Here is an 18,309-nt window from a genome sequence, read left to right as displayed (position 1 = left end):
CTAATTGTCTTGGTTAACCCAAGCGATTTTCACAGACGCGTGCTCGCCCATTAGGGTAATGGTCTCGTCAAGCGCATTTTCAAGCTGCTCATTTAATTGCCAGGGTGGATTGATTACCAATACCCCAGAACCATACATGCCCGCATCGGTGGTATTTTCTGCAACACATATTTCGGCCTTAAAGCAAGGACGCCCTAATTCTGCTAATTTTGCGCACATTCGCTCACTGGCTCCGTGCTTGTTACCTGCGCGTGCTGAAAGCAAAGGATACCAGATGACAATTTGGGCCTGCTGCCATCGCTTTAATACTTGCTCTATGCCTTTAACTACGTCTTGATATTCAACTTCCCGCTCATAGGGAGGATCAATTAAAATGGCGCCCCTATTAGGCTTGGGTGGGGTTAACGCCCTTAACCCCTCAAAGCCGTCGCGTTTATGTACGTGACAGTGAGATTTGTTTAATTTAGCTATATTAATTTCGAGTTTGTCAAACTCCGCTGGATGCAACTCCATTGCATGTAGGGTGTCACTCTCCCGTTTTGCTTCAGCACTCAGTGCAGGAGAACCGGGATAGTGATCTGAAGACAGAAACGGTTCGCAGAGGTTTAGGTAATCCCTGAGTAACGAGGATTTTGCGCCGTGTTGAACAAGTTTCGAAATACCACTTTCATACTCTTTGTTTTTTGCCGACATGGCCTCGTTGAAATCATAGCTACCTGCCCCAGCGTGCGTGTCATACAAGGTAAAGGCTTTATCCTTTTTCTTAAGAGAATTGATTACACCTATCCAACAAAGGTGTTTAATGACGTCAGCATGATTGCCGGCATGGAAAGCGTGTTGATAACTAAGCACAAAACCTCAACAGAAAAAATAACACTAATAGCGTTATGATACCGTATAAGGTGCCTGAAACAAAAAAGGTTAGTGATTTACTTCACTAACCTTTTACTTCTATTGTTACATTTCAGTAGCGCTTTATTTTAAATGCATAAGCATGGTTTCAGGATGAGTTAAATAGCTCATCCATAAGTTGTTAAAACGCACCATCGTCGCACCATCAATAATTCGATGATCACCGGACCAGTTGACTGCCATAATATGCTGTGCTTTGACATTACCTGTATCATCGAAGCGTGGAAGCTTCTGTGTTTTTCCCAGAGCTACAATTGCAGCTTCAGGTTTATTGATGACAGGAGTTGCCGTAATACCACCAATTGCACCAATATTAGATATGCTAATTGTGCCGCCTTTGAGATGTTCATTAGCAACACGACCTGCACGTGCTTGTTCAATGATTTCATTCATTTGCTTAGCAATATCAAATAGCGACAGTTGTTGAACCGCCTTAATATTGGGTACCAAAAGTCCTACTTTAGAATCCACAGCAAAACCAATATTGTGATCATTAAAGTAGGTTAACTCTGTTGCTTCTTCGTTAAGCTGACTATTGATAACAGGGAACTCTGTTAATGCTAATGACATAGCTTTAACAAAAAACGGCATAAAACTAAGTTTACAATTTTGTGCTTCAAACGCTGGCTTTAACGTTTGACGAAGTGCAATTAAGTTGTCCATCACTAATTCGTCACTAACCGTGAAGTGTGGAATAGTTTGGACAGACGCGGTCATTTGTTTAGCCATCGCCGCTTGTACGCCCCTCACTTTCTCAGTTCGAGTACTGCCTGTAATTGGTGTAGTTACACTTTGCACCGTCGCTGCTGTTTTTACGGAAGAATCAGCTTGTAAATGTGCCGCGTGGGATTGCTCTGCATTGGTTGCTAATACGTCAGTCTTAAGAATTCTGCCTTTTTTACCCGAACCGGCAATAGTGGCTAAGTTGACATTACGTTCTCTAGCTATACGTCTGACTGCGGGGCTCGCCAATACTTTACCTTCAATGGTAAAAGGTGGTTCAAATTCGCCTTCGGAAAATTTACCGGGACTTGGTGAACCCACATTCGCTTTACTTTGTAAGGTTGCAGTTTGGCAAGTGCCTTGACTATGCTGAATTGCCCTGTTGTCATTTTCAGCTAACGCTTTATCAAACTCACCTTCTAACGCTAAGGCAAATAGAGGACTGTGAACCTTTGCAATGTCGCCCTGTGCATAATAAAGTTTGTGGACTGTTCCAGCGTTTTTAGCAGGGATTTCAACTACAGCCTTATCAGTCATCACTTCGACAACTGCTTGATCTTCCTCTATAACATCGCCTTCTGACACGTTCCATTTAACAATTTCGCATTCCACAATACCTTCTCCGATATCAGGAAGGATAAAATCTTCAATGGTATTAGAAGCGACATTTGCGTTAGCTGATGGCTTCGCGTCGTTTGAACGCGCAGTTTCAGATGAAAGTTCTACAGTTTCGCTTACCGTTGCTTCACCTTGGTCAGCCGACTGCTGATTAGGCGTCATAGAGAATAACGGAGCGTGCACTTTTGCAATGTCGCCTACTGCATAATACAGCTTTGTCACTTTACCGGCGTGCATTGCTGGAATTTGCACGGTTGCTTTGTCTGTCATCACTTCTGCAACAGGCTGATCTTCTTCGATATACTCCCCTTCTGACACTAACCATTCGAGGAGTTCACATTCGACTATACCTTCGCCAATGTCGGGTAAAATAAATTCTATTGTCATATCTATTGCTCCCGACTTAGTAGTGCAGCGTACGCTTGATGGCTTCATAGGTTTTCGTTTCATCTGGCATATATTCTTTTTCATGTGCCAGAGGATAAGGCGTATCCAAACCACAGACACGTGCAATAGGCGCTTCAAGATACAAGAAGCAACGTTCTTGAATTGTCGCCGCTATTTCACTGGCAAAACCACCGGTTAACGGCGCTTCGTGGTTGATAAGTAAGCGCCCGGTTTTCATTACAGAGTGCATTACCGTTTCAACGTCCCACGGAACAATACTGCGTAAGTCAATAATCTCACATGAAACGCCATCTTCTAATGCCATTGCCGCCGCTTTTTGTAATATTTCGATTTGAGCGCCCCAACCTAATAAGGTGATGTCCGTACCTTCCTGAACAATATCGGCTTTGCCTATAGGCAGTTCATAATCTTCTTCTGGTACATCGGCCACAGATGCTCGATATAACCGCTTTGGCTCCATAAACAAAACGGGATTTTTATCGCGAATTGATGCAAGTAGAAGCCCTTTGGCCTGATAAGGGTCGCGGGGAATAACAATTTTTAGACCGGGACAATGGGCAAAGAATGCTTCTGGTGACTGACTGTGGTAATGGCCGCCCGCTATGCCACCGCCATAGGGTGTGCGAATAGTAAGCGATCCCACATCAAATTGGCCTCCTGAGCGGTAGCGCCACTTTGCGGTTTCGTTAACGATTTGGTCGAATGCCGGAAAGATGTAATCACCGAACTGAATTTCTGCAACTGGAAACGACCCCTGAGCCGCCAGACCATTTGCAAAACCAATGATACCTTGTTCTGTCAGTGGAGTATTAAAGCAACGGCCTTTGCCAAACTTTTCCTGTAGATGACTGGTAGCGCGAAATACACCGCCAAAATGCCCTACATCTTCACCAAATACCATAACTTTTTCATTTTCAGTCATGGCTGTAATTAGGGCGTTATTGATTGCTTGTAATAGGTTCATTTTAGCCATTACTTCACTCTCCCTGCTGTTTTAGGGTACATCTGTGGGTACTTTTTAATATGCGCTTTTAATTGCGTCAGCTGCTCTTGTAAATGCCAAGGCGGAGTATCGTAGACGTCTTCAATTATGTCATCGATGGCGCAGATATCGGTTTTTTCACATTGTTTAAGTGCTGCTAATACATCCTGGCGTGCTTTTTCTACGCGTTTTTTGTTTTCTACTTCGTCAAACCACCCTTTAGCGTTAAGCCATTTGGCCATTCTTGCGATTGGGTCTTTAGCGCGCCATTTGTCTTCTTCTTCACGAGAGCGGTAGCCAGTGGGGTCATCAGATGTTGAATGAGCGGCTAAACGATAGGTCATCGCTTCAATAAGTACCGGACATTTTTGTTCTATTGCGATTCGACGGGCTTCTTTAGTTGCAGCGTATATTGCCAGCGGATCATTACCGTCTACGCGGATAGTATTAATGCCGTAACCTAAACCACGTGAAGCAATACCGTCGCCTGCAAATTGTTCTTCTGCTGGTGTTGAAATGGCGTAGCCATTATTGCGACAAAAGAAGATAACGGGACAATGTAGTACTGCTGCCATATTGAGGCCTGCGTGGAAATCTCCTTCTGAGGCTGCACCTTCACCGAAATAACAAATGGTAACAACATCTTTCCCAGACATTTTTTGACCGTAGGCATAACCAGAAGCTTGTGGGATCTGAGTACCTAGTGGTGAAGAAATTGTCATAAAATTGAGTGTTTTATCCCCATAGTGGATAGGCATCTGACGACCCTTATTGGGATCATCCTTATTGCTAAACATCTGGTTCATAAATTGTTCAGTGGTATATCCACGGTACGCTAAAGCCCCTTGTTCTCTATACTGAGACATGATCATGTCATCTGCGCTAAGTGCTGCAGCACTGGCAACTGAGGCTGCTTCTTCCCCAGTACTAGCCAGATAGAAGCTAATGCGACCTTGGCGTTGCGCACCGACCATTCTTTCGTCAAGTACGCGTATGTATTCCATTGTATTAAATATCTTTAATGCTTCTTCTTTTGTAAGCGCTGGCTCAACTGCATTGTCAATGCGTTCACCTTCAGGCGTAAGAATTTGAAGCATCGGGATATCTATCATCCCATTACTGATTATTTCGACCTTATTTGTTGTTTTTACTGCGGCCAAATGGTTTCTGTCTTTCACAATTTATCCCCTTAAAAATGAGGGCGGTGGATAGAGATTCTTGTTCTCTATGCTAGATGAGTATGTAAAGGAGCGTCTTTTTTATAACTCAGTGTTTTTTGAAGTGTTTGAAATTACTGTACTCAAGTTGTTTAAAAAAGAAGGATGTTTGTCCTAATCATGTAAGTGTAATGTAAATAACATGATAGCAAGGTAGGATGAACATTTCATATCAGCATGAGAGGTTCAGGACTTAAGAGGTCAAAGAATACGGGACATTGAAGCCAGTTTAGTGGTAGCAGTCGGCTTCAAAACACATAAAAAGCAACGCTAAATTTCGCTCACTTTCAAATGTATTTTACACATTATATGTAACAAATTATTTAATTGCTTAGAAACAGTATTTCTCGTTACAAACCGTTTCAAATTGTGTTATCTGTAGTGATAGCAGCGCGATATTCCTCACAATTAAAAAGGCGAACGACCTTTGATTTAAATTATTAAGGATGTGCTGCAATCCAGGGAACTATCTACTCGAGAAAAATTATGAAAAAAACTATTCTAAGTACGGTAATTGCAACCGCACTAGCGGGGTCCGCTTTTGCTGCGTATGCAACAGCTACGACTAATCAGATAAAAGGTTACAGTGTCGAACAAAAAAATGGCATTGAAGCCTCTTTCGACAAAAAAAACATTCTTGCTAATGCTATTGAAACAAGTGCATCTACTGTTCGCGTTATCATTCAGTTAAATGACGCGCCTATGGCGCAGTTCAGTGGTGTTAACCCAAGCATGAGTTCAATGTCGGCTCATACAGGCGATAAAGTTAATTTTAAAACAAATGCAGCAAAAGAATATAGAACGTATTTGGAGAGTCAGCAGCAATCTGTAATGCGCTCTATCAAGTCAATAGATGCTGCCTTTAAACCTGATTTAACGTATACCGCTGCCTTTAACGGTTTTGCCGCTATTGTCTCAAAAACAGCGCTAGATCAACTTGCGAACTTACCGTCTGTAAAAGCGGTCTATCCTGACGTCATACATCATTCACAAATGGATGCCAGCTTGGATTTAATTGGTGCCATTGATACTTGGCAGCAGTTAGGCGGTAAAGAAGGCGCCGGTGCAGGCATAAAAGTGGCTATCATCGATAGTGGTATCCGCCCTGAAAACCCTTTGTTCAGTGGTGATAATTTTACTGCACCTGACGCTGCTACCCTACCGACAGATGACTATTGTTCTGAAGACCCAGAATTTTGTAATAACAAATTAATCGTTGCCAGAGCGGCACCGATAGTCGAAGGCTTTAATGTTGTTGAAGAAGAATACACCAGCCCACGCGGGTTCAATGGCCATGGTACTCACGTTGCGGGTACTGCAGTAGGTAATTACGGTGTAATGGCAGAGCGCGACGGCGCAACAGCAGAAATTTCTGGTGTTGCACCAGCAGCTTATTTAATGGTGTACAAAGGTCTTTATGCTACGCCTGCCAACCCTGCGTCTTCAAGTGGCGCATCTTCGATGCTTTTGGCAATGTTAGAAGCTTCTTTAGAAGATGGGGCTGACATTGTAAATAACTCGTGGGGCGGTGGTGCTGGCGGTAACCCTAATGGTTCTATCTACGAAGACGTGTTAGAAGCCATGCACGATGCTGGTGTAGTAACCGTTTTCGCGGCAGGTAATGATGGCCCAGGTGATACTACCATTGGTTGTCCTGGATGCTCTGAAGACGTAATAACGGTAGCTAACACTACTACTGGTCGTTTGTTTGCCAACGAAGTTACTGTTGAAGGCGACACCAGTATTGGCTCAATTCCCGCGTTATATTCAACAGGTAACCCTGATGTTGTAATAAGCAGTGATATTACTGCGCCAATTGTATATGCGGCTGAAGTTGATCCTGCAAACGTTGAAGGGTGTGACCCTTTTGCAAGTGAAACCGCTTTTGAAAATTCCATTGCGCTGATAAGCCGTGGTACATGTGGCTTTGTGACTAAAATCGCGAACGCTGAAGCAGCCGGTGCGATGGCTGTGCTTATTCACAATGTGGACGGTCGCGGTGAAGCGCCAATCCTAATGGGTGGTCTAAGTGCAGACCAAACCATTCCTTCTCTAATGATCCCAGCTACGCCTGGTCAAGCACTTGCTGAATTAGCGGTAACTACTGAAGATACGCTTAACGTTACTATCGGTAGCGAAATCGTTCGCGTTGTTTCTGACAGTCTTGCTGATATCGTTAATGAAAGTAGTTCAAGAGGCCCAGGCGGTGATGCGACTTTCCTTAAACCGAATATCGCTGCACCTGGAACACGTATTTTCTCAGGTGAATCACCTGACGCCCCTGGACACGAAGGTGAAAACTTCTCGTTTAAAGGCGGTACATCTATGGCATCGCCTCATGTGGCTGGTGCTGCGGCACTAATTAAACAAATGCACCCAGATTGGTCTGCTGCGCAAATCAAGAGCGCATTAGTGACTTCTTCGGTAAGAAATGTACTTAAAGAAGATGCGCTTACGCCTGCTGACAACTTTGACATTGGTGCAGGTCGCCTTGATTTAACAAGAGCAAGCACTGTTGAATTAACCTATAGCGACATAAGCTTAGCTGACTCAAACTGCTACCTATCATGTGAAATGTCAATTACGGTTACCAACACCAGTGATGCTGCTGTGACAGTTGATGCAACAGCTATTTTTGACGATGCACAAATTGTTGCTACGGTAACACCTGATGTGGCTACGATTGCCGCTGGCGCATCTGCAGAAATTACCGTTATGGTTGACGTAACAACTGCAGATACGGGTTCTTGGTCTTTTGGTGGAATTAATTGGTCTGATACTGATGCCGCTACTACAGATTACTTCATTCCTGTAGCGCTTTATCCTATTAGCAGCGATGAGCCAAGCCTGTTTGACAGTGACGTAAGTGCAAGTGTGGCGGGTGAAGGCCAGGTAGTTGTGACAGAAGCATATGCGACAAACTCAGATGTCACCGGTATGATCAGCATTACTGGTTCTGTCGACCATAAATATGCGATCAAGCCAGCTACTATTTCAGCCGTTAAAAATGGCAATCAAGAGCCAGTAACTTATGATGCTGAAAAGCGTGAAATATACTGGCAAGGCGCATTAAATACGGCATCTTTTGCTATGACGCCTGACTCATCAATCGGCGATATGCTGGAAGGTTTTGGTCTTCCGCGTTATGTTCCAATGTCAATGATTGGTGTAACGCCACTGACGTGTACAAGTAGCTGTGACGACGCGTCAATTCCAATTAGCCTGCCACGCCCTATTACCTATCTAGGTAGTGAGTACACAACGATGCAAATCTCGTCTAACGGTTTTGTATCACTTGGTAGCAGTTCAGGTAATGTAACAACGCCTTTTGCTGAAATTTTGCCAAGCTTAAGTGAACCTAATAACGTAGTTGCACCTTATTGGACTGACTTTGACCTATCGGGCGGCGATGGTACAGGTAATTTATATGCTGTTAGCCTATCTACTGGTCACTTTGTCGTTGAGTGGGAAAATGCCCAACTTTGGGCTGAAGAAGGCACGAGCTTCAACTTCCAGTTGTGGTTTGACTATGCAAGTGGCGCTGTACATTACGTATATGGTCCAATGGACTCACCTGTTTATCCTACCGTTGTAGGTGCAGAAAATATTTCAGGTAGCGTTGGTACTACGTTAGCTTCACATATGCTAGGAGGCGTGCAAGATTCTTTACCTGTAGAAGGTGAAGAATATGTGCTGACAACCAGTGCGGGTGACGCTGTTTCAATTAGCTATGCTGGTGAAGTGTTAGCTTCAAGTGAATTCATGGACGATATGCTATCAGTCAATGAAGACGCGTCAATTACAGCGAATATTCTAGCGAACGAAAGTGACAACACCATAATCAACAGCTTTACTATGTCTTCGTTGTCTGGTGATTATCGTACGTTCACGCCAATTACAATCTACAAAGAAGAGCTAGATCCTGCTTCAGTCGAAGTTGCCACTGCCCCTGCAAATGGCTCGGTAACCATCAATGACGACGGAACAGTAACTTATATGCCAGATAGTAACTTCTTTGGTGTCGATGAGTTTACTTATACGGTACGTGTAATGGGCTCAACCGATGCTGAAGGCAATACAGTCCCTGGTGATGTAGTTGGCGAAGGAACTGTAACTGTTGAGGTAGCGGGTGTTCAAGACGCACCGGTTATTTCCATTTCTGCGCCGTCAAGCGTAGATGAAGGGAAATCTTACACGGTCACAGCTTCTGCTACAGATGCAGACGGTGACGATGTAGTTGTAACCATTAATGGAATGCAGACTACTTCTTACACTGGTACTGCACCAAGTCACGAGCAAGCGTCTAATATTGTGGTGACAGTAACGGCTAGCGATGGCATAGACACCACAACAGAGACAGTAACAATTGGTGTTAAAGATAAGAGCGGTGGTTCAATGGGATGGTTAGGATTACTACTACTCCCTGCAGTTTACCTACGCAGAAAAATTAAAGGGTAATTATTACCTGTGATAAAAGGGCCGCTTATGTAAAGCGGCCTTTTTTATTTGTGTTCCTCTAACGTATTGTCGTTATCTGATAAGCGTTTTAAAGAATCTCCCACTCTTTTATTTGGTTGAACACCTAATTCTCTAAATCGCTCAATTTGGCGAACAATATTCCCTCTTCCAGTACTCAACTTATTCATCGCATTTTCAAAGCTGCTGTGTGCTCCCTCTAGCGATTTCTCTATTTTCTCCATATCGGCAATAAAGCCGACGAACTTGTCATACAATTTTGCGGCTTGCTCAGCAATAAGTTGGGCATTTTGATTTTGGTATTCATACTGCCAAATGTTGTTGATAGTGCGTAATGCGACAAGTAGATTGGTTGGACTTACCAACATGATGTTATTGTTAAGTGCTGTTGTCACTAGGTCGGGCGCTTCTTCTACTGCAAGTAAAAATGCGGGCTCAATAGGAATAAACAACAAAACGTAGTCTAACGTTTTTATCTCTTTTAGCGATTGGTAATCCTTCGCTCCCAGGCCTTTTATATGACCTTTAATCGATGCAACGTGCTGAGAGAGATACAGTGCTCGCTGCTCTTCATTTTCACAGTTGTAGTAGCGCTCGTACGCTGCCAAGCTTACTTTGGAATCAATAATGACATCTTTGTTGTTAGGTAAATGCACAACCACATCAGGCTGCATGCGTTTACCTTCACCAGAAGTTGCCGTAACCTGAGTTTCAAATTCATGTCCTTCCCGTAGGCCTGATTCTTTTAAAATACGCTCTAATACGACCTCCCCCCAGTTGCCTTGCTTCTTATTATCACCTTTAAGCGCATTGGTTAGTGCAGCGGCTTCTTCCGTTATTCTTTGGTTTAGCGCTTTTAAACCAAGGATTTCAGTTTTTAACGACGCGCGTTCCTGAACTTCTCTGATATGTTGCTCGGAAATTTGCCGTTTAAACCCTTCAATTTCAGATTTAAATGGTGCAAGCACAGATTCCATATTGTGCTTCGCTTGTTGTGTGTAGTGATGTTGTTTTTCTTCAAATATTTTATTTGCTAAGTTTTCAAATTGTGTTTGCAACCGTTGTTCTGAAGCCGTCATTGCCGCTAATTTATCTTCGTGGGCTTCCAACAATTGTTGTATGCGATGTTGATGCGCTTCGTTTTGTGCGTTGGCTTTGGCCAAACATACGCGCTCTTGGGTTAACGCTTCTTTCAATTCATCATTTACGCGGCTAACTTGCTCTAACGTTTCACATCGTTGCTGTATCTGTGCATACCGTTCATTAGACAGGGCCAACTCATATTCCAGTGAACCCACTAATTGTGTTGATGTGTGAAATTGGTTACTAAGGCGTATGTACCGCCAATACAACCAAATACATAAAGTGATTGAGAAAAAGAGTAGCGCGAGAAACAGGTGTGTTTGAGAGTGAAAAAATTCAATAATCATAACGCTGTAGTAATACTGTTATTTTGTACAGCACTATAAACAAAAATGACAAATAAAAACAGGTACACTTGGTACCTGTTTAACAAAAATATTTTGTTGGCTAAATAATTACTTAGAAAGTGATTTATCAAGCTCTTCGATTTTCGCTTTCCAGATAGCTGGGCCATTTTTGTGGGCATTTGCACCTGTACTGTCAACCGCAACAGTTACCGGCATGTCTTCCACTTCAAACTCGTAGATTGCTTCCATTCCCAAATCTTCAAACGCCACTACACGTGATTTCTTAATGGCTTTAGACACTAAGTACGCAGCGCCACCAACAGCCATTAAATACACAGCTTTGTGTTTAGCGATAGAATCTACCGTAGCAGGGCCGCGTTCAGCTTTACCGATCATGCCGATAAGACCGGTTTTTTCCAGCATCATATCAGTAAATTTATCCATTCGCGTAGCAGTAGTCGGGCCAGCAGGGCCAACGACTTCGTCGCCAACTGCATCAACCGGGCCTACGTAATAAATAAAGCGGTTGGTTAGGTCAACGCCTTCCGGCAGCCCTTCGCCGTTATCCATCATGGTTTGAATGCGTTTATGCGCAGCGTCACGGCCCGTTAGCATTTTGCCTGAAAGCAGTACCGTCTCACCGACTTTCCATTCTTGAATATCGTCTTTAGTGACTTCATCAAGGTTCACACGACGCGTGTTTTCACTCACTTCCCAGGTCACTTTTGGCCAATCTTCAAGTTTTGGCGGTGTTAACTCTGCAGGTCCTGAGCCATCGAGATAGAAGTGAGCGTGGCGTGTGGCTGCACAGTTAGGGATCATTGCTACAGGTTTAGATGCAGCGTGTGTGGGAAGCGATTTTATTTTAACGTCAACTACCGTTGTCAAACCGCCTAGACCTTGCGCACCAATACCCAATTTATTTACGCGATCGAAAATTTCTAAACGAAGCTTTTCATCCGTAGTTTGTGGGCCACGTTCGATTAGCTCTTGAATATCGACAGGATCCATCAAGCTTTCTTTGGCTAAAACGGCTGCTTTCTCAGCCGTACCACCAATACCTATACCAAGCATACCTGGTGGACACCAACCCGCGCCCATAGTCGGTAATGTTTTGACTACCCAATCAGCAATATCGTCACTGGGGTTAAGCATAACCATTTTCGATTTGTTTTCAGAACCACCACCTTTGGCAGCAATCATCACTTCTATTTTCTCACCAGCCACCATGTCGATATGAACAACGGAAGGCGTGTTATCCTTGGTGTTTTTACGTGCGCCTGCTGGATCAGCGACAATTGAAGCGCGTAACGGGTTATCAGGGTTAAGGTAGGCACGGCGTGTCCCCTCATCTACCATTTCCTGTACTGTCATATCGGTTTTATCCCAGGTCACCCCCATTCCGACTTTAACGAAACAGGTTACAATACCTGTGTCCTGACAAAGTGGACGCTTGCCTTCTGCTGACATACGCGAGTTTATCAAGATCTGCGCCATGGCATCTTTAGCGGCTTGGCTTTGTTCTTTGTTGTAAGCCGCTTCAACAGCTTTTACGTAGTCTAATGGGTGATAATAAGAGATAAACTGTAGGGCATCTTCGATGCTGTCAATGAAGTCTTGTTGACGGATAACGGTCATGACATCCTCTTTTTAATTGGCTTTCGTGGTCTTAGCTAGCTAAAAAAGCGTATACTAGCGCATCTGTTTACATCGCACCACGTAAAACCACGCGCTAAAATACAATTCTAAACATTTAGCAGAATAATAGCTCAGGGTGTAACCCTTTGCTTTAGTGGTTTATGTGCCTCGATGTTATGACTACACCTTACAGTGAAGCGCAAAGTTAAAGTTAGCTGATGCGTTATGCGACTGCCGACTATTTGAAGTGAAGTACAACCGATTTATGTTACATACACCGTTACATGTTCACACTACCCGTTTAAAACGCGAAGAACTCTCTGTTTTGGTAGAGCCTGCTAGGCTTGAGTCAGAAGGTTTGTTTAATGCTTTGTTTGAGAGTATTGCAAACAAACCGTGGTCATTGTTACTCGATACTGCAGGTTCGAATAAAAGTGATGGCCGTTACAACATCATGGTATGCGATCCAGTTGCCACAATCGAAGCGTCAGATGGCATAGTCAGGTTTCAAGATAGTCTTAATGGGCGTAATGAGGAATTAACTATTCCCCCATTTGAGGCAACGTTAACTTATCTGCATAGCCAAGTTGCGAATGCAAAATACATGAGGACTCCCGATTTACCCCCTCAGTTTCCTTTTGTTATCGGTGTCGCAGGCATAGCTGGTTACGACACGGGGAGATTTTACGAATCGTTACCGTCTCATGCGCAAGGTGATTATGCCACACCCGACTATGCAGTAGGGTTGTATTTACATTCGCTAATTGAAGATACCCTCACTGGTGAATTTTATTTTAGTAGTTGTGATGGAAGCCGTTTTCCTGAATGGTTGCAATGCAATCAGATAAGTAAAAAAGCTAAGGATTCATTTCGTTTAACACAACCATTTACATCAAATTTAACGCAAACAGCCTATTCTGAATGTCTTGATAAAATACAGGCATATTTGCGCGCCGGTGATTGTTATCAGGTAAATATGGCTCAACGTTTCACGGCCCGTTTTGAAGGCGATATGTGGGAAGCATATTGCAGATTAAGAAGTAAGAACCAAGCCCCCTTTTCCGCTTTCTTTAAAACGCAATATGGAAGCATCGCATCAATTTCACCCGAGCGTTTTATTCGGGTGACAGATGGTATAGTAGAAACTAAGCCAATTAAGGGAACGCGGCCCCGCTATTCCAACCCTGTAGATGATGAGAAAAGTGCTCAATGTCTATTAGCGTCGGAAAAAGATCGCGCTGAAAACTTGATGATTGTAGATTTATTGCGCAATGATATCTCTAAGCATTGTAAGGCCCATAGTGTTGAGGTGCCTTCACTGTTTGCGCTAGAAAGTTATCACGCGGTACATCACTTAGTGAGTACGGTGGTCGGTGAACTCAATGACAATGAATCGCCATTATCATTGTTAGCTGATGCATTTCCAGGGGGATCGATAACCGGCGCGCCAAAAATTCGAGCGATGGAAGTCATTGACGAACTTGAACCCCATCGACGGAATATTTACTGTGGTAGTATTTTCTATATGGGTTTTCGCCAAGATATGGACTCCAGCATTTGTATTCGCACCTTACTTGCCGAAGGTGACACGCTGCATTGTTGGGCTGGCGGGGGGATTGTTTTAGACTCTAAAGCAGAAGATGAATATCAGGAAACATTAGACAAAGTGTCAAAAATAATTCCGGTATTATCTTCACTTAATACACGCGTTTAACTGTGAGTAATAATGACCAAAAGTGAATTCATTGAACAGTTCCACCATTTACGGGTGCCTCATGTTGAGCCAGATTTTCCCCTGTCGAAATCTGGCCGACCTGCAGCGGTATTAATCCCGTTGGTAGATTATGGCAATGAACTTCAGGTTATTTTGACAGAACGGGCTCACCATCTGAAACATCACCCAGGGCAGATAAGCTTTCCGGGAGGAGCGGTAGAAGCGTCGGATAAAAACCTATTTAATACGGCGCTAAGGGAAGCTGAAGAAGAAATTGGCCTTCCACCCACAAATGTAGAAGTAATTGGTATGTTGCCGTCGTATCGTACTGTAAGTGGCTATTCCATTGCACCTGTCGTAGGGTTTATCGATCCTAATTATACCCCTTGCATTGATGTGAACGAGGTTGAAAGTGCATTTGAAGTACCTCTTGCCCATTTACTCAACCGAAAAAATCACCTTGTGCATACCACCCATCGCCGCAATCGCGCGTTTCCTATTTACTTCATTCCCTGGCAAGACAAAATGATTTGGGGAGCGACTGCAGCATTAATTCGCAATTTATCTCACCATATTCACCCTTAGATCATGGGTTCGTGTTATTGCGCTAAGTGAATTCAAAGAAGTTGCTAAGTCGAGCCTACCAGCACAACTATAAATATAAGTTTACAGCTCATTAGTAAATCTAATCACATTATTAGCTTTTCTGTATTGTAGTTAACGCGCTACAGATGCATGATCATATGATTACCGTTTTATAAAATCGAATAGTTATGATTAGTGTATTTGATATGTTTAGTGTGGGTATTGGCCCCTCTAGCTCTCATACTGTGGGGCCGATGAAAGCTGGCGCCGAATTCGTTAGCGAATTAGCTAAAAACCCCGAAATCTTTGACAAAATTGACAATGTTAAGGTGGAACTTTTTGGTTCGTTAGGTCAGACAGGAATTGGCCATGGTACCGGAAAGGCGGTAATTTTAGGCTTGTTGGGCGAACTTCCCGATGTGGTAGATGTAGACACTATCGACACTAAACTGGAACAAATCCGCAATACCGAAACACTTATGCTAAATGGCGTAAAAAGCGTACGTTTTCCCAACAAAAATGCGATTGTCTTTCATCGACGCAAAACTTTGCCTAAGCATGCAAACGCTCTAACGTTCTATGTTTACAATGGTGAAACATTGCTAGCACAGCAAACGTATTACAGTATAGGTGGCGGCTTTATCATTAAAGATGAAGACTTTGATGCAACCAAAGCGCATGCTGCCAGTTTACAAGCTACTGTGCCCTTTCCATTTAAAACGGCAGAAGAATTATTAGCACTGTGTAAGTCAAACGGATTAAGTATTAGTTCTTTAATGTTGCGCAATGAGTCGACGTTTAGACCAAAGCACGAAGTGAAACAACAACTTCACCAGATTTGGCTTGTGATGAAGGCGTGTATCCAAAGGGGTATCGAAAGCGAGGGTATTTTACCAGGTGGACTTAGGGTTGTACGTCGTGCCCCGGGTCTTTATCGTCGTTTGCAAACCGAACATACTAATGATCCTATGCAAACCATGGATTGGGTAAACCTTTTTGCGCTAGCCGTAAATGAAGAAAACGCTGCCGGCGGTCGGGTTGTTACCGCTCCCACTAATGGTGCTGCCGGTATTATTCCAGCGGTATTGCAATATGTTGACAAGTTTATTCGCCCAGTTGATGAAGAAGTAGCTAGCCGCTTTTTACTTACTGCGGGTGCTATCGGCATACTTTACAAAGAAAATGCGTCTATATCCGGAGCAGAAGTAGGCTGTCAGGGCGAAGTTGGTGTGGCTTGTTCGATGGCCGCTGGCGCGCTAGCAGAAATTATGGGGGGCACAGCAGCGTCAGTAGAAAATGCCGCTGAGATCGGTATGGAACACAATCTGGGATTAACCTGTGACCCCGTCGGCGGCTTGGTTCAAGTACCTTGTATTGAACGCAATGCGATGGGCGCAATTAAAGCTATAAATGCATCGCGTTTAGCGTTGCGTGGTACTGGTGAACACAAAGTATCCCTTGATAAAGTGATAAAAACCATGCGTGACACTGGCAACGATATGAAAACCAAATACAAAGAGACGGCTCGAGGCGGCTTAGCGGTTAACATTATTGAGTGCTAATAATACATGTGGTTCATTGAATAGAAAAAGGGGCGAAAGCCCCTTTTTAACATGAAGTTTGTTGGCGTTTAGGTACTGTGCGCCTTTATTTTACTGGTAAAGTTACACCTTTAAACATCTTTTCTACTTCATCATTGTTTTTAAGCATCATCGCTTTTTCTACTTTATCTTTAGTTAGATGAGGTGCGAACCGCTCGATAAAGTCATACATATAACTGCGTAAAAATGAGCCTTTTCTAAAGCCAATCTTTGTTGTGCTGTAATCAAACAAATGACTGGCATCAATTTTGACCAAATCAGAATCGAGCTCTTCACTCACCGCCATAGACGCAATAACCCCAATACCTACCCCCAAGCGCACGTAAGTTTTTATGACATCAGCGTCAGTGGCTGTGAACACAATTTTAGGTGTAAGCCCTGCCCGCTCAAATGCTTGGTCAAGTTCAGAGCGACCAGTAAAACCGAACACATAGGTTACTAAGGGGTATTTGGCAATATCACTAATGTCTATGGTGCCTTTTTTAGAAAGCGGATGGTCTTTGTTCACAATAACACTGCGGTTCCAGTGGTAGCACGGCAACATGACTAAATCGTTATACAAGTGAAGTGCCTCGGTCGCGATAGCGAAATCTGCCTCTCCTTTTGCAGCTAAGTCACTGATTTGAGAAGGTGTACCTTGGTGCATGTGTAATGAAACTTTGGGATATTTACCCATAAACCCTTGGATAACATCAGGCAGCGCATAACGCGCTTGCGTATGTGTGGTGGCAATATTTAATTTGCCCTGATCTGGGAGTGTATGCTCTCTGGCTACCGCTTTAATACTTTCTACTTTCGCCAAAATCTCTCTGGCAATATTAATAACGTCATTGCCTGCGTCGGTTACATGAGTGAGGTGTTTACCACTACGGCCGAAAATTTGTACGCCCAACTCATCTTCCAGCATTCTTACCTGCTTACTAATACCAGGTTGAGAAGTATACAGACTCTCTGCCGTTGCAGAGACATTTAAATTGTTATTTAAGACTTCTACAATATACCGTAATTGCTGTAATTTCATTTTATACACCGTTAGACGCGACAAACTTCCACTATACTCTCACCGTTATAACCAAAACTACTCTTTTTTACTAGTTGCTATTACTAAAATGACGCTATAAAGTCTAATTAGATAGTTTTAAGTCTTTTTATTTTTGTTGTTGTCGCCTTTTCATCAATTCTTCTTCATTATGAGAGTGTGTCTACAACAAGAATTAAGTGAGAATATGAGTAGCGGGAAACAAGTTTCATCAACAATCGATTTTGCGTCTGTGTTGGCAGCGGCCGTCCACGACATGAAGAACTCATTGTTTCTCCTTATCCAATCAATTGAAGCATTAAGTGATGCCCTTCCGAGAGATAATACAGATGCCCAAACTCAAGTGGCCAATGTTCACTACGAAGCATCTCGATTAAACACCAACCTCGTGCAAATTTTGTCTCTCTATCGCGCGGAATTAGAAAGTTTACCTATAACTGTGGATGAATGTTTTGTTCGCGACTTAGTCGAAGATGTAGTTGGCTCTAATACACTTTACATCGACCGGAAACACATTGATATTGAGTTGGATATTGAAGATGAATTAAATTGGTACTTAGATGAGGAACTTATTTACTTGTTGTTAAATGATGTCATTATCAATGCAATGCGTTACGGTACGTCAAAAATTCGAGTAAGTGCTAGAATTGATAATGAATATCTCCATTTAAAAGTGGAAGATGATGGACGGGGTTATCCTGACGCAATGCTTACAAAAAGTGATGAGCAGCTGACTGAATTTGAACTCAGTCAGGGTAGAACGGGTTTAGGTCTATTCTTTGCCAAGTTAATTGCCAATGCCCATTCTCAGGGAGACAAAGTTGGGCAAATCCAGCTTAGTAATGGAGGAAATTACGGTGGAAGTGTATTTGAAGTAAAAATACCCTAGCAATGATTGATAATGCTAGCCATAATGTAACCAGCATAAAATGCTGACTTTACAACAAAAACAGAAAAAAGACGGAA

12 protein-coding genes are annotated in these 18,309 nt (G+C 43.1%); 5 read left to right on the top strand and 7 right to left on the bottom strand.

Annotated features, from left to right (window positions below):
- The 4 genes from ACMCM8_RS07590 to ACMCM8_RS07575 all read right to left on the bottom strand — a co-directional run bounded on the left by ACMCM8_RS07590 (nucleotide 1) and on the right by ACMCM8_RS07575 (nucleotide 4,821).
- The gene (locus tag ACMCM8_RS07590; protein ID WP_412727038.1) at nucleotides 1–852 is read right to left on the bottom strand and encodes a 23S rRNA (adenine(2030)-N(6))-methyltransferase RlmJ; all 852 of its coding nucleotides are present in this window, start codon (nucleotides 850–852) and stop codon (nucleotides 1–3) included.
- 123 nt (nucleotides 853–975) lie between these two features.
- Nucleotides 976–2,640: a dihydrolipoyllysine-residue acetyltransferase gene (locus ACMCM8_RS07585; RefSeq protein ID WP_412727036.1), complete on the bottom strand. Its 1,665-nt coding sequence runs from the start codon at nucleotides 2,638–2,640 to the stop codon at nucleotides 976–978.
- A gap of 16 nt (nucleotides 2,641–2,656) precedes the next feature.
- On the bottom strand, nucleotides 2,657–3,634 hold the full coding sequence (locus ACMCM8_RS07580) for an alpha-ketoacid dehydrogenase subunit beta (protein WP_412727034.1): 978 nt from the start codon (nucleotides 3,632–3,634) through the stop codon (nucleotides 2,657–2,659).
- Nucleotides 3,634–4,821, bottom strand: a complete 1,188-nt coding sequence (locus ACMCM8_RS07575) for a thiamine pyrophosphate-dependent dehydrogenase E1 component subunit alpha (RefSeq protein ID WP_412727032.1) — start codon at nucleotides 4,819–4,821, stop codon at nucleotides 3,634–3,636. The genes ACMCM8_RS07580 and ACMCM8_RS07575 overlap by 1 nt, the downstream gene beginning before the upstream one ends.
- A gap of 525 nt (nucleotides 4,822–5,346) precedes the next feature.
- Here ACMCM8_RS07575 and ACMCM8_RS07570 point away from each other — a divergent pair.
- Entirely contained in the window at nucleotides 5,347–9,318 is a 3,972-nt protein-coding gene (locus tag ACMCM8_RS07570; RefSeq protein WP_412727030.1) for a S8 family serine peptidase, read from the top strand.
- 44 nt (nucleotides 9,319–9,362) lie between these two features.
- Here the strand turns inward: ACMCM8_RS07570 and rmuC are convergent, their stop codons facing one another.
- Both rmuC and ACMCM8_RS07560 read right to left on the bottom strand, forming a co-directional pair.
- Nucleotides 9,363–10,766: a DNA recombination protein RmuC gene (gene rmuC, locus ACMCM8_RS07565; RefSeq protein ID WP_412727028.1), complete on the bottom strand. Its 1,404-nt coding sequence runs from the start codon at nucleotides 10,764–10,766 to the stop codon at nucleotides 9,363–9,365.
- A gap of 108 nt (nucleotides 10,767–10,874) precedes the next feature.
- A complete protein-coding gene (locus ACMCM8_RS07560) occupies nucleotides 10,875–12,404 on the bottom strand; it encodes a fumarate hydratase (RefSeq protein WP_412727026.1) in 1,530 nt (509 codons plus the stop codon).
- Between the two features lie 265 nt (nucleotides 12,405–12,669).
- On the opposite strand from ACMCM8_RS07560, the gene pabB reads away from it, so the two are divergent.
- The 3 genes from pabB to ACMCM8_RS07545 all read left to right on the top strand — a co-directional run bounded on the left by pabB (nucleotide 12,670) and on the right by ACMCM8_RS07545 (nucleotide 16,265).
- Entirely contained in the window at nucleotides 12,670–14,118 is a 1,449-nt protein-coding gene (gene pabB / locus ACMCM8_RS07555) for an aminodeoxychorismate synthase component I (RefSeq protein ID WP_412727024.1), read from the top strand.
- A gap of 12 nt (nucleotides 14,119–14,130) precedes the next feature.
- On the top strand, nucleotides 14,131–14,703 hold the full coding sequence (locus ACMCM8_RS07550) for a CoA pyrophosphatase (protein WP_412727022.1): 573 nt from the start codon (nucleotides 14,131–14,133) through the stop codon (nucleotides 14,701–14,703).
- Between the two features lie 188 nt (nucleotides 14,704–14,891).
- Nucleotides 14,892–16,265, top strand: a complete 1,374-nt coding sequence (locus tag ACMCM8_RS07545) for an L-serine ammonia-lyase (RefSeq protein WP_412727020.1) — start codon at nucleotides 14,892–14,894, stop codon at nucleotides 16,263–16,265.
- Nucleotides 16,266–16,350: 85 nt separating this feature from the next.
- Here the strand turns inward: ACMCM8_RS07545 and cysB are convergent, their stop codons facing one another.
- Nucleotides 16,351–17,325: an HTH-type transcriptional regulator CysB gene (gene cysB, locus ACMCM8_RS07540; protein WP_412727018.1), complete on the bottom strand. Its 975-nt coding sequence runs from the start codon at nucleotides 17,323–17,325 to the stop codon at nucleotides 16,351–16,353.
- Between the two features lie 205 nt (nucleotides 17,326–17,530).
- Between cysB and ACMCM8_RS07535 the strand changes: the two genes are divergently transcribed.
- Nucleotides 17,531–18,232, top strand: a complete 702-nt coding sequence (locus tag ACMCM8_RS07535) for a sensor histidine kinase (protein ID WP_412727016.1) — start codon at nucleotides 17,531–17,533, stop codon at nucleotides 18,230–18,232.
- The last annotated feature ends 77 nt before the right edge of the window (nucleotides 18,233–18,309 follow it).

The organism is Alteromonas sp. D210916BOD_24 (genome assembly GCF_047159385.1).
Taxonomy (GTDB): Bacteria; Pseudomonadota; Gammaproteobacteria; order Enterobacterales; family Alteromonadaceae; genus Alteromonas.
This window is presented reverse-complemented; position numbering and strand designations above follow the sequence as displayed.